Source organism: Candidatus Kuenenia stuttgartiensis, from assembly GCF_900232105.1.
GTDB lineage: Bacteria > Planctomycetota > Brocadiia > Brocadiales > Brocadiaceae > Kuenenia > Kuenenia stuttgartiensis_A.
Genome location: NZ_LT934425.1, coordinates 1,215,025 through 1,229,966, shown reverse-complemented (window position 1 = coordinate 1,229,966; position 14,942 = coordinate 1,215,025). Strand labels below are relative to the sequence as shown.

At 46.3% G+C, this 14,942-nt stretch carries 4 protein-coding genes; 3 read left to right on the top strand and 1 reads right to left on the bottom strand.

All coding sequences use genetic code 11. From position 1 onward, the window contains the following. Positions 1 to 168: 168 nt before the first annotated feature. From KSMBR1_RS05610 to KSMBR1_RS05600, 3 genes are read left to right on the top strand one after another with little or no spacing between them, the layout of a single operon-like run. On the top strand, positions 169 to 9,828 hold the full coding sequence (locus tag KSMBR1_RS05610; RefSeq protein WP_099324428.1) for an Ig-like domain-containing protein: 9,660 nt from the start codon (positions 169 to 171) through the stop codon (positions 9,826 to 9,828). Positions 9,829 to 9,839: 11 nt separating this feature from the next. Then, entirely contained in the window at positions 9,840 to 11,723 is a 1,884-nt protein-coding gene (locus tag KSMBR1_RS05605; RefSeq protein WP_099324133.1) for an IS1634 family transposase, read from the top strand. A gap of 47 nt (positions 11,724 to 11,770) precedes the next feature. Next, positions 11,771 to 13,306, top strand: coding sequence for an Ig-like domain-containing domain (locus KSMBR1_RS05600; RefSeq protein ID WP_197705357.1), 1,536 nt, complete (start codon positions 11,771 to 11,773; stop codon positions 13,304 to 13,306). Positions 13,307 to 13,745: 439 nt separating this feature from the next. Here KSMBR1_RS05600 and KSMBR1_RS05595 read toward each other — a convergent pair whose 3' ends face one another. Then, on the bottom strand, positions 13,746 to 14,849 hold the full coding sequence (locus KSMBR1_RS05595; RefSeq protein WP_099323638.1) for an IS4-like element ISCku3 family transposase: 1,104 nt from the start codon (positions 14,847 to 14,849) through the stop codon (positions 13,746 to 13,748). Between the last annotated feature and the right edge of the window lie 93 nt (positions 14,850 to 14,942).

The following is a 14,942-nucleotide window of genomic DNA, read 5'->3' as shown; positions in this document are numbered from 1 at the left end:
AGTAGAAATGAATGCCGTTGGGTTTTCGTTTTTTAAAAGCCCAACCTAATTTAATTCTCGTTTCCAAGTTCCGGCTTGAAAACGAGAATGGAATGTTTAGTAATTTCAAAATTGCAGGGCGAAGTGGCGCTTCGCTCTACATAAAGTTTTTGAGATGACCTGACTTACGTGAATAAGTTTATAATTTTAACACTTTTTATACTCACACTGGCCTTTGCCGGTGATGCAGAAGCGCTCGCCGCAGGAACGGTTCGCTGGTCCGGCGCCACAAGTTCTGCATGGGAAACGGCATCAAACTGGACTACCGTTAGCGGTACCCCAAGCCTCCCTCCCGCGTCAGATGATGCAGTCGAGATAGGCACCGGCGCTATTACCAACCAGCCTACGATAACCACTTCCACAACAATCGCTTCACTTACCTATGGTAATTCCGCTGCATCAACACTGACAATTAATGGAAACCTGACCATTTCGGGTGATATTACCAATACAATTACTACAACAGCCAGAGTGCATAACATAAATCTTGCCTCCGGCGTTACCCTTTCATGTGTAAATGCCGACCTGAGCCCTGCCAGAAGCGGTTCGCATATGACGATTACCTTTAATGGAGGAATATTCTCGTGCAGCGGCGATTTTACCGCCCAACCCACTGCGGCCACGACGAATATTACCCTCACGGTGGGTACAGGTACGTTTACCGTAGGCGGGACTACTCTGCAAGGGGCAGCGACAAGTCAACAACGAAATTGCGACATTACAGTTTCAACCGGTGCCTTAACGTTCTCTGGTGATTATATCAAAAACGGAGCTGGCTCAGATCTCACATCCAGCGACGCGGCAACAATCTCCTTTGGTGGAGATATTACCAATACGAGAGGCACTTTTAACCTGTCCAAGGCTACTACCACCCTTGCCTCAACTACTACCATCGCTCCGACTGTCAGCATGACCTTTGGAAATTTGGCCATCGATGGCACAGCAACGGTAAATAGCGGTACTTTAACCATTGCAGAAAATCTTTCTGTTAACGGAACCGGTACGCTTAATTTAGGGGGAGTAACATCAACGGTTACCGGCCCGACAACTATTGACGGAACGGTAAACATCACTTCAGATACAGGGACAAAGATCTTTGTCGGACTGGTTACAATTGATGCGGGTGGAACGTGGGACAACTCAGCGAATGAGGCAGTGACTTTTCGGGGAGGAATCACCCATAACGGCGCGACCTTTACCGCCGGAACTGGGGTGCAGACATTTGCAACAAACAGCCAGGAGATCGGAGGGACAACGGCAATTTCCATTTCCAGTATAACCGTTACGGGAGTCACCCTCACTAATAGCACAATTTTAACGGTTGGCACAGCCTTAAGCGGCACAGGTGGGCTTACCCAGGGAAGCAACGCTGTTTTAAACATCGGCGGCACTTCAGCCATTACCACCCTGACTGCGACTGCCAATCCCAATACGGTCAACTACACCAGTACAACGGCTTCACAAACAGTAAAAGGGACTACCTATCACCATCTAACTATCAACAAATCAGGCCAAACCGCAACGCTTGGCGCTACAACTACCGTGAATGGAGACCTTACCATTACGGCAGGAACGCTTAATACAGGCGCTTATACCTTAGCTGCAAACGGTATTACGAGTGTTACAGGAACATTAGGTATCACGAGCACAACCGGAACAAAGACGTTTACCGGAATGGTTACGATCAATTCAGGCGGTGTCTGGAATAACTCGGCTAACGAAGCGGTGACCTTTCAGGGAGGGATTACACATAACGGCGCTGCCTTTACCGCTGGAACGGCAGTGCAAACCTTTGATATTAACAGCCAGGTAATAGGAGGGACAACAGCGATTTCTATCCCCAGAGTAACCGTTACGGGCGTTACCCTTACCAACAGCATTACCCTGATGGTTGGCACGGCCTTGAGCGGCACGGGAGGGATCACGCAGGAAAGCAACGCTGTTTTAAACATCGGCGGTACTTCAGACATTACCACCCTGACGGCATCTGCAAGCGGGAACGTGGTTAATTATAATGGTTCCGCTACCCAGGCAATACATGCAGGAACATATGTAACGCTGAAGGTCAATAATACCGCCGGGGGCACCCTTGGGGGCAATATAACAGTTAACACGCTTACGATTGGCGACGTAACATCAAATAGTGTCTTTAGCGATGGAGGTTATGTAATCACCCTATCTGGCTCCAGCGTTCTTAACCTCACATCCGGAACGGTTAAACTAGGCTCAGCGACAGTAGGGACTACGTTTCCATCGTTTAATACATTAAATATCGCCTCCGGAACAACGGTGGAATATACATCGGGAATAACTCAGACTGTATCCGGAACACCGGGTTATCAAAACCTGACAATCTCAGGCGCAGGGACAAAAACACCTGATTCGACACTTACTATAGCAGGCAATCTTACCGTAAACGCATCGGGCGGGACGTTTAATCTTGGCGCTGCATTCAACCACACCATCACAGGCAATGTTGTGCTAACCGCAGGAACATTGAATGGGGGATCGAGTACTTTAACGCTTTACGGCAACTGGACAGGCTCAGGAACATTTACGGCAAACACCGGTACCGTAGTATTTACCGGAACGAATGATCAAACAATCGGAAGCAAGACTACTACATTTAATCACCTTACCATTAATAAGGCCTCGAATACGGCGTCGTTCGGGGCAACTATCACAATAAACGGCAATCTTACCATTACCTCCGGAACGCTTGGTATTGGAGGTGTTACATCAACCGTCACAGGAACAACAAGCGTAACTGGCGCAATAAACATCACTTCAAAGTCGAACACAAAGACATTTGGCGATATTATAATAAATGACGGTGGCGCCATGGATTTCACCGTCACAGAAGGCGTTACGATGAATGGCAATCTGCAGATAGACGGAACAGGGTCAATCACGGGGACTCAGGGCACATGGACATTTCAGAAGTCAGGAGGCGGCGGCACACTCAGCGGCACGGCGGCCTCGAAATCACTTACCGCTGCTACTTTTACAACAGATTATTCTGTCGATAGTGACTTTTCGATTCCAACAATAACCGTTGCCTCGGGAGCAACCCTCACGAATAATGCAACTTTAACGGTTGAAACTGCCTTAAGCAGTAGTGGTAGTGGCAGTGGAAGGGAGCTTATACAGGGCAGCGGCGCCGTATTAAACATCGGCGGTTCTTCAGGCATTACTACCCTGACTGCTACTGCCAATCCCAATACGGTTAATTATAATGGCGCTGGCAATCAGACGGTAAAAGGAACGACTTATCATCATCTCACGATTAACAAGGTGTCAAATACAGCAACTCTGGGTGCTACCACCACAGTGAACGGAGTCCTTACTGTAACGGCAGGAACGTTCAATACAGGCTCTAACACCTTAACGGCAAATGGCATCACGAGTATTGCAGGCACATTAGGTATCACACGCAAAACCGGAACAAAGATGTTTGTAGGATTGGTCACAATTGATGCTGGCGGAACATGGAATAATTCGGCTAATGAGGCGGTGACCTTTCAGGGAGGGATCATTCATAACGGCGCGACCTTTGACGCCGGAACGGGAGTATATACCTTTGACACAAACAACCAAGCAATCAGAGGAACATCGGCGATTTCAATTCCCAGTGTGACGGTTGCAGAAGTTACCCTCACCAACAACACAACCCTGACCGTTGACACAGCCTTAAGCGGTTCTGGCGGGCTTACCCAGGGCAGTGGCGCTGTTTTAAATATTGGCGGTACTTCAGACATTACTACCCTGACGGCAACGGTCAATTCCAATACGGTTAACTACACCAGCACGACCGCTGCGCAAACGGTAAAGGGAACAACCTATCATCATCTCACTATTGACAAATCCGGGCGGACGGCGACGCTTGGCGCCGCCATCATAGTAAACGGCGACCTTACCATCACGGCAGGTACGCTTAATACATCCGCAAGCAACTATGCTTTAACCTTGAACGGCAGTTTTGTTAACAATGCAACATTTACGGCAAATGGGTCTAACATAATTATTGGCGGAACAAGTGCTACGCCGGGCATTGCAGGTTTCTCGACAACAGGGGCGCTTTCATTTGAACGGACGGCAAGCACTGCGACTCTTACCGGCAATGTTACGGCTGCATCATTAACGATGAACGGGAGCGGCGGGACGTTAAATCTTGGCAGTGGATTATCTCACGCCATCAACGGTAACGTAACACTCACTGCGGGCACACTCGATGGCAGTTCAGGTACTCTGAGCCTGACCGGTAACTGGACAGGTTCGGCAACGTTTACCGCCGGTACAGGGTCAGTCAATTTTAACGGAAGCGGCGCACAAACGATTACCAATAATGCCACTACCTTTAATAACCTTACAAAGTCCGGCACAGGAACGGGAACGCTGGGGGCGGCCATAATTGTGAACGGGACATTAAATATTACGGGAGGGACATTCAACACATCAGCAAGCAACTATGCCCTGACGTTAAACGGGAGTTTTACTAATAGCGCCACGTTTACCGCTAACGGCTCCAATATAACCATTGGCGGAACGAGCGCTACGCCAAACATCGCCGGTTTCTCTACAACAGGGGCGCTTTCCTTTGAGAGGACAGCAAGCACGGCGACTCTTACAGGCAGTGTTACGGCTGCATCATTAACGATGAATGGGAGCGGCGGGACGTTAAATCCCGGCAGCGGATTATCTCACATTATCAATGGCTATGTAACGCTCACTGCAGGAACACTTGATGGCAATTCGAGCACCCTGAGTCTGACAGGCAACTGGACAAACAACAGCACCTTTACTGCCGGTACTGGCGTCGTGACATTTAATGGTACATCAGAGCAAACCATTGCCGGCACAAGTATAACAACATTTAATAGTTTAACGATTTCAAATACAACCGTCGCTGTTTCAGCAACCACAAATCTCACGGTGAATGCAACCTTGACCTTGACCGGCAACCTTGCCATAGGCTCCAACACGCTTACGATGGGCGCTTCAGCAACTACGGTAGGAACAGGTGATGTGACAGGCATTGTCAAGCGGACAACCATTACCTCCAATACCCAGTATAGTTTCGGTAGTCAGTTTACCACGATAACCTTTTCTGATGCAGGAACGTTGCCAACAGAAATGAGTGTAAAAATTACTATCGGCTCTGCCCCTTCCTGGAAAACAACTGCTATTACGAGATACTATGACATTATCCGAACCGGGGGAAGCGGCTCTGTTGCTACAGTGAAACTCCACTACCACGATTCAGAACTTAATGGGAATACGGAAAGTAATCTGAGTTCATGGCATTATCATGCTGACCCCGAAGCCGCCGTAGAGGAACGTGGCAGTTCAAGTCTCAATACAACAGACAACTGGATTGAATTGTCTAATATGGGTATTGCCGCATTTAGTTCAATCTTTGGAGATTTCGAGTGGACACTTGCCAATAGGGTGGCCACAGATATTGTTTGGGATGGCGATTTCAGTACGGACTGGACAGACCCGGCGAATTGGATAGGCGGCGTCCCGGGAGCAACTGGCGACGTAATAATTCCTGCCCTACCCTCTGGCAACTATTCCCCGGTACTACCCTCCAGCGTTACAATCAACAGCATGACAATCCGGAGCGGCGGTATTTTGAACGGAACCTCAAGTTCGCAGCTTACCATTGATGGCAGCAACGGTTGCTGGGTAAATAACGGAACTTTTAATCCCGATACGAGCACCGTAATTTTTACGAACGCTGCCGCATCAATGTCCGGGGAAACGAATTTCTACAATATTACCATCGACGCCGGCGCAGAACTGACGATGAGCACCGACAATATCATGCGCATCGCCGGTGCAATTACCAATAATGGAACATGGCGGGCACGATTCCTGATAAATACGGTAGAGTATAACGGCGGAGATCAGACGGTGTTAAATCCAAATGGCGGAACAGTGGGATATTGGCATCTCATACTGAGTGGTACCGGCACAAAGACCATGCCAGCATCGGCGCTGACCATCGACGGAGATTTCTCGATGTCGGAAACCGCTTCTGCCGCCGCAGGAGGCGCAATGACAGTTAGCGGCAGCCTCACCATTGGTTCCAGCGCTGCGTTTGACTCTGGCAGCTTTAGCCACTCCATTGGAGGAGACTTTACAAATAACGGTGCCTTTACTGCATCAACAAGCACAATAACGTTGAATGGAACCGCCGCACAAACCATAGGCGGAACAACAACGGCGTTTAACAATCTGACGATTTCGAATACCGGCGCTGCCGTTTCTGTAAATACGAACTTTAGTATTGATGGAACGCTGGATGTTGACCTGAATGCCGTTTTGAGTCCTGGTGCTTCAGTTGTAATCAGCGGAAGCGGCGCTTTGACCGGGAACGGTACTGTCAAAGTAACACGGACGGCAACTACTCCTGATTTTAATGCTCAATATACCATTTCAAACAAGACGCTTACGGATCTGACCGTGGAATATACAGGTACAGCGGCGCAGGAGGTCAGTGCCCTTACCTATGGAAACCTCAAGGTCAATAATTCCAGTGGAGTTACACTTGGCGGTTCTGCAACCGTTAATGGGACACTTACGGTGTCGGGTGGAATACTTACAACGGGGAGTAGTAATACCCTGACTCTTGGTTCGTCCGGAATATTGTCAGAAACAAACGATACTGATGGGAATACTACAAATGACAGTGTCGTTACCGGGAATATTCAGACAACACGCACATTGTCAACGGGGGTAAATGAAACATTTGGTGGTTTAGGAATCCAGATAAATGCTGCTGGCTCAGCACCGGGTTCTACGGTTGTTTTGAGAAAGACAGGCACGGGAACTGCTCAGACTATTGACGGAGTTGCCGGGATAAACAGAATATTTGTTATTACCCCAACGACAAACGCCGGCCTGGATGCTACCCTCGTATCAAAATATGCAGATAACGAGTTGAACGGAATAAACGAAGCAAATTTGATTTATGCAAAATCCACGGATGGGGGAACGACCTGGCCCAGCCGGTATGTTCCCTCAAGAGATACGGACGCCAACACGCTATCGCTTACCGGTGTAGATGCATTTTCACAATGGACTGCCGGACCTTTTGCAGGCAAGTACATCGTAAGTTCAGACGACAACAGCCCGGCAGCGGGAGGCAGCGTAGCAATTACAGCGCAACTTGCGGATGCCAATGATAATGCAGTAAGTGCAGATGGTAAAGTAGTCACCTGGAGCAGCACCAATGGCGGATCCTTTTCATCCGGCACGAGCATAACAGACGTCAACGGCCTTGCAACGGTAACCTTTACCACCAGTACGACAGCAGGAACTGTTCACACCGTGACGGGAACTGATGCTGACAACTTAACGGGCACGAGCGGTAGCATTACAACTATAGCAGGACCGGCAAAAAAGGTGGTCTTTGTTCAGCAACCTTCTGATGCCACGGCAGGGGCTACGATCAGCCCGGCAGTAACGGTACAGTTGCAGGATGTCAATGGTAATAATGTAGCTGCCGCCGGGGTTGATATTACGATTTCATTGTCTTCCGGGACCGGGGAACTTAACGGAACAATACTACAAACGACAAATGCAAGCGGCCTCGCAACGTTTAATGATTTGAACATCAACATTGCGGGTACAAAAAACCTTACGGCATCAAGTGACGGATTAAATTCAGCCGTCAGCAATGCGTTTACCATATCGGCGGGAGCGGTGGCGAAGGTGGGTTTTAGCCAGCAACCTTCGGATACTACGGCGGGAAATACGATCAGTCCATCGGTGACGGTACAGCTACAGGACATCTATGGAAATAATGTATCTACCGGTAGTGTTTCAATTACAATGACATTGTCTTCCGGAACGGGTGTGCTTAGCGGGACAACGGTGGAAACAACGCAGGCCAGTGGTCTTGCAACATTTAATGACCTGAGTATCAACCTGGCTGGCACAAAGAACCTGACGGCTTCAAGTAGCGAGTTGGCTTCCGACGTAAGCGATGACTTTACCATACTGGCAGGAGCAGCCACAAAGGTGGGGGTAGAGACGGAACCGGATGGAAGCGGGGAAATTGTTCCTGCGCAGGGTATAACACCGGGCAACCTGATTACCGCATATGCCATTTCCCGGGATGCCTCGGATAATTTTGTAGCTAATGTTGCGGCAGATACGTGGTCGCTTGAGAACATCACTGGTGGTGTGATTTCCGGTGATATTGCCTCATCCGGCGACGGTAAGAGTGCGGTTTTTACCGGACATTTTGCAGGTACTGCTGAAATAAAGGCGACGTCTGGGAGTCTTACTGCAGTAAATTCCGGAACGGTGACGGTAACGGCTGGGGTCAGCTTCACAAGCCCGGCGTATGGCGACAATGATGTTTCCGTCAACAGAGCCATCGCCGCCGTGTTCAGCGAGGCTATGGACAATTCTACGATTACAACGGCAGCATTCACTGTAAGCGACGACATCGGCGGCAATATCAGTGGAACGGTGTCCTACAATGACAGAACCGCTGAATTTATACCGTCAGGTATCCTTGACTCCGATACTGCTTACACTGCCGTCATAACAACTGAGGTAAAAGATCATACTGGAAACAATATGGCGTCTGCGTATATGTGGAGTTTTACCACAGGGACATCCACGGACGACACGGCGCCCGTGGTCAGCGCTACAAGCCCGGCCAGTGGCGCTACAGGGGTTGCTTACAATGGCGCAATCGCAGCCACGTTCAGCGAGGTAGTGAGCGCTTCTACCATTACTGAGGCTACGTTTATCCTGAGTGATGGCGTTGGTAATATTGACGGCACGGTAACCAGTGCAGGCGCTACCGCCACATTTACTCCGCTGACAAATCTGGCGCTTAATACAACTTATACAGCAACGATTACCACAGGAGCGAAAGATTTGGCAGGCAATGGGATGGCATCTGACTACACGTGGAGTTTTACAACCGGCGCATCGGCTGATACCACCGCGCCTGTGGTCAGTTCCACAGTTCCTGCCAACGGGGACACGGATGTCGTCCTTAACGGCGCTATTACTGCCGTATTCGGTGAGACTATGAGCGCTTCTTCCCTTACCATAGCCACGTTTACAGTGGTCAATGGCAGCAGCACCATTGGCGGAGCGGTGTCTTATCATGGGAGCATCGCCACATTTACTCCACTGGCAAATCTCTCATCCAATACCACCTATACGGCTGCGCTTACAGCGGGAGTGGAAGATTTGGCAGGAAATGCGATGTCGTCTGCATATACATGGAGCTTTACCACCGGAACAGTAACGGATACAACACCGCCCACAGTGAATTCCACGAATCCCTCCAATGGTGCATCCGGCGTGGCAATAAATAATGCTACCACTGCTACATTCAGCGAAACAATGAATGTATCTACCATCACCACAACCTCATTTACGTTAAGCGATAGTAGCGGCAGCATTAGCGGAGCAGTAACCTGCGATGGCACGACGGCCGTATTTACACCACTGAATAATCTATCCTATTCCACTGCCTATACGGCAACGATTACCACCGGGGTGAAGGATTTGGCTGGGAATGCGATGGCTTCTTCTTATACCTGGAATTTTACCACCGTTTCTGCGCCGGAACCCCCTTCACCGCCTCCGGTCGTAACCCTTACCATAAATTCGACAAAACCGCTCAATGGGGCAGCAAGTGTGGCGATAGACACGGCAATATCTGCAACCTTTTCAATGTATCCCCCTTTCCGGAAAGATTTCAACAAAATCCTTATTTTAAGCGGGTTTCCACAAATTCAAAATAATATGTAGTCGCAGAATAAATGGCCTATTTATTAATACAAATCCTTTATAACCCTATAAATACTGACTTGACAAAATATTTTATTAATGATAGTGTAGTCAAAGAATATTGGGACTACATTATGCACCTTACTTATAGCGATTCTAAATACAAAGGGAAAACCTATAAATCTTACTCTATTGCCGAATCCTACAGGGATGGCAAAAAGGTCAGAAAAAGAATACTTTGGCCCATCGGGAAACTTTCCGATATTCAAGCCGAGCAAATCAAACTGATATGTAAAACAGTTGAAAACACAGATCAATTGCAGACTCAGCTCAAAGACGTTGCAGTCCTGGAAAGCAGGGCATATCTCGATATAGCCGTTGTTAATGAGTTGTGGAACCAGTGGCAGCTTGATCAGGCTTTTGACTACGATGTCACTGCAGGCGCCCTTCCTACCAATATGATTGCAAAGATACTGACTATTAACAGGTGCACCGATCCGTGTTCTCATTATTCCATTCCTCATTGGGCGAAAAAGAGCGCGCTGGAGGACATTCTTAAAATTGATCTTTCAGGCCTAAATGACGATAAAATCTATTATGAATTAGATAAAATACACAAAAACAAAATATCTATAGAGAACCACCTTTTTAACCAAACCTTCTGGAAACGTCCGGAATCCTATAAATTTATCAACTACGACCTAACTACTTCCTACTTTGTGGGATATAACTGTGATCTATCGGCATTTGGCAAGGGCAAAATAGAGTGTCATGGCAGGCGGCAGGTCTTACTGGGTGTTCTTATCAACTCTGAGGGATATCCTTTCAAATGGGATGTATTCCCCGGGAACACCGCTGAGGTAAAAACCCTCAAACAGAATATCAATGCCTGTAAAACCAGATTCAAATTGACTGATAAAAACGTCACCCTTGTATTTGACAGAGGCATAATCTCTGAGGACAATGCCAATTTGATAGAAGAAGCCAAACTCAAATACATCTCGGCATTGGATAGAAATCAGATACCCTCTTGCGGTGTCAGTTTAAAGTCTCTTAATGGGTTATCCATAGAAGATAAGGACGCCTCCGATATACCTATCCCGCAAGGGTTTTTAAACTATGATGATGAATTATACTACCATGACAATGGCGTCATAGGAAACAAGCGTTTTATTACCGGTTTTAATCCCACTTTATTTATAGAAGACCGCAATAATAGAGACGAGAAAATAACCTTTTTTAAGGATTATCTCAAAGAAGAGAATAAAAACCTTAAAAATGCCCAAAGAGACCGGCAATATGACGCAACAAAGAGCCGCATTGTAGATGAGCTGAAAAGGTTAAAGATTCATAAATATTTCGAAGACCCTGTTCTGACGTCCATCACCGTTACCCATAGACTGAAAAACGGGCAGGTCAAATCCGTCAAAAGTTTCAAAATAGAAATCAAGCTGTTAACTGATGTTATAGCCGCAGATAGATTGTTGGATGGCGTATGTGTTTTTATCACTAACCATACAGAACGGGAAGATGGAGGTGCGTTTAAAGCAAAACCCCAATCTATAGTTAGAGCCTATCGGGACAAGACAAAAATAGAAGATGTCTTTAAAAATGTAAAATCGTTCTTAAAAATCAGGCCCTTCTTTGTCAATACCGAGGCACATGTTAAAGCCGTCTATACTATCTGCATCCTGGCATATTTTATAAACCGTTATCTATCAAACCAACGAAAGGCAATAGGAGAAAAAGATTTTTTAAACTCAAAGGAACTCTATGCGCCGTTCAAAGATATAGATATCGCCACTCTTGAGGCTAAAAATACCGGTGAAACCTTAAAGAAAGCCGTGAAACTTCCCGCCGTCACACAAATGCTATTGGAAAAACTTGGAATGTCCAATGTTGTTTTCGGCCAGTAATTAAAAGACTTCCAAAAGACATGTAGTCGCAGAATCAATGTTTATAAGTGTTTGCCAAATTTGACTTTAGTAATTTCTTTCCGGAACATGGGATGTATATCAACGGTTCTACCCTTACGAATGATACGTTTATACTCAGCGATGGAGTTAATAAAGTCACCGGGTTGGTAACCGCAAACGGAGCGGCCGCTACATTTACCCCATTGGTAAATCTGGCATACAGCACCGCATATACTGCAACAATCACCGCTGGCGTTCGTGCTGCAAACTATGCCGGAACCAGCCTGAATTCAAACTATAGCTGGAGTTTTACCACCGAATCAGCGCCGCCTCAAACGCCAACGTCAAAGCCCAGCCCCACGCCGTCGCCTGAACTGAAGTTTACTCCTACGCCAATATTTGTTACGTCGCCTACTCCACCGGCAACGGAGACGCCCACTCCGACAATACCAGCAGAAACGCCCACGCCTTCTCCTGCGCCAACGCCTGGTTACACAGTCAGTATGTCACTGAGCAAGGATATGGCATATCTTTTTGGCGATACCGTAGTTGTCACCGTAACGGATCTCGGCAGAAACGCCGATTCCGCATCGGAAGAGGTGCTTACCACCGCCATTAAGGTATTTGGCGTAAACTATTATTCCGGAAAAGACCTGCTGCTTGACCTGAATGAGGACGGCGCTGACAGCGGCACTTTCCTTGCAACTATAAGGACGGGAACAGCCACCACCGGCGGCGCCAGTTCAAATGTCAGATCAAATATTGGCGTTATAAAAACAGTGCAGGGCGGTACTGCCACTGTGGAATACACCGGCAAAGCACTGACAGAGGCAACAATCTCAAGGGAACTAACATTCGGCAGTTTTGATGCAACACTTTCGTTTGATGCCGACTCCTATTCTATAGGAGACTATGCCAAAATGATGCTGGCAGATGCGGAGCGAAATACGAACCATACAGAAGCAGAGGTGCTGCCAAACGATGTATTTATTGAAACGTCCCCATTTAATACTACAAGGGTGAGGATGGTTGAAACGGGCGCCGATACAGGTGCGTTTGTGGGAACAATTCAGGTGGTAGACAGCGGAGGCACATTGGAATATGAACGTATTCAGGCAGCCGCAGGGGAGACATTAACGATTACCTATTTCGATGAAATTAATACCACCGGTTATCCAAGGGTGGTAACAGCTACCGCTTTTGTGGCGGCGGTAACACCGTCACCAACGGCAACTGCTCCAATGCCGTCGCCAACGACAACACCTGCTCCGGTTACCTGTATAGCCGCATCAATTGCCGCACATCCGGAAGAGTTGGAAATTGTGAAAAATGAGAGTGCGGAAATAATAGTAACGGTAACCGGCGAAGATGGCTGCGTTGCCGAGGACGTGAAGGTAAAAACAAAGGTTTCTAAAAATAATCCGGAGAAAATAAAGATTACTCCATCCGGACAAAAAACAGACGCTAACGGACAGGTGATATTTACCATTAAGGCTAAAAAGGGGAAAGGCAAAGCAGACATCAATTTTAAGGCAAAGGGAGTAAATAAAAAGATAAAGGTTACTGTTTATTTAATAAAATAAGCACGTAAGATCTTTGCTTTATCTTCGGGCGACTCATGTTACGCAACAAGAAAAATATTGTAACACTTTAGCTTTTTGAAAAGGTAAAAACGCTTGTTCCCAAGCTCCGGGCTTGGGAACGTAATTGTTTGAGAAGCTCCAGCTTCGCATGGAAGAAAGAATGAAACCATGATTTGCCGATGATATTTGAAAATCTACTTTCATGCTTCATTAAATCTTTAAATCCCCTACCAGTGGGGGTGGGCAAGGGGTCATAAGCGCTAACTTGTTTTAGGTATGCTCGAAGTATTTTGATATCTGTGTTTTTCGGATTCTTGTATTTTCTGCTAAAGAACAAGCAATGTCATTCCAGCACTTAAGAACTTCCTGTAATGATAACGCTGGTTCTATAGCCCGTTTTACTTGATTAAGCATAAAAGCAAATTCACGCCATTTGCTTTTAGTCTTCTTGCTTGACAATGAAGTATCCCCAGGGGGAAAAAGACGTAGCAAAATCTATTAGTTTTTCTGTCAAAAGAGCAACGAATAGTTTGCCATAAAGCCAAGCTTTTGAGCTATCATCATCGTATTTAGGTAAGTGTCCAAATTGTGCTATTTGTTTAAATCTTTTAAAGACCAGTTCAATTTGCCATCGAACTCGATACCATTCTAAGATATCAAAAGCGGTAAATTGATTTTCAGGAAACGTTGTGAATACTATTACGTACTTGGCATAAATAAGGGTCTCCGGTTTTAGTTCAATGCCCTTTTTGCTTGCATGTCTTTTAAGTTTTTTATGAGCTATTTTAATGGCTTCTTCTGTTTTGTGTATTATACAAAGACGACCTTTGACATATTCAGTATTATCAACGTTTGGAATAAAAACGTTCCATGATTTTATAGCAAGGGGTCTTTTTAAATATTGGATTTCTTTCAATAAAGGAAAGGGTTTCTTTTCTTCGCCGAATATCCGTAGAGATTGCGAATTAACTCTAACGCTAAGATAAGCGCCTTTCCTTGTTGCATGATGAATTCCTTGGCCAGTACAGTAACCTCTGTCAGCTATAATATAATCATCTTTTTTCATCGGAAACTGCCGAAAAGATTCTCCTGTGCCTTCTCCTTCAGTTCCCGTAAGTTTAAAGAAATCGCAAGATAATGAAGGAACCTCAATACTATAATGAATGCGCCAAAGACTTCCTGTTTTCCCAGGTTCCTTTACTGTTGTTGCATCAAATAAGCGAAGATGAAAATTATTCCGTTTATTAATTTGGAGGCCACGCTCACGGAATAAAGATAAACATAATTTATATAGCCATTCTTTGCTCTTTTTTAATCGCTTTAATAAGGCAACATCGGATAAATCTGCTAAGTTAGCACGCTTGGCTCGAACTACTGTTTCACGCAATGAATAGCCACATCCTAAATGAATTAATAATGTTCGAAGAAGCTTTTCTTCAGATTTATCCTTGCGCAAGCCTTTTAAAGCATTTGTATCAACGGCTAAACTTTTCCAATCGTTTGGGAAGAAAGTTCTTAGAAGATCCCAATCTTCTCTCATCATGGCTTTATCCTCCTATAGAGTGATTAGCGGGATAATTAACATAAAAATACCATGATGAATAAAATTTGTCAATAAAACAAGTTAGCGCTTATG

Excerpts from the sequence above, each read along its gene's own strand:
- KSMBR1_RS05605 (WP_099324133.1), top strand. The coding sequence starts at position 9,840 with ATGGCCTATTTATTAATACAAATCCTTTATAACCCTATAAATACTGAC.
- KSMBR1_RS05595 (WP_099323638.1), bottom strand. The coding sequence starts at position 14,849 with ATGATGAGAGAAGATTGGGATCTTCTAAGAACTTTCTTCCCAAACGAT.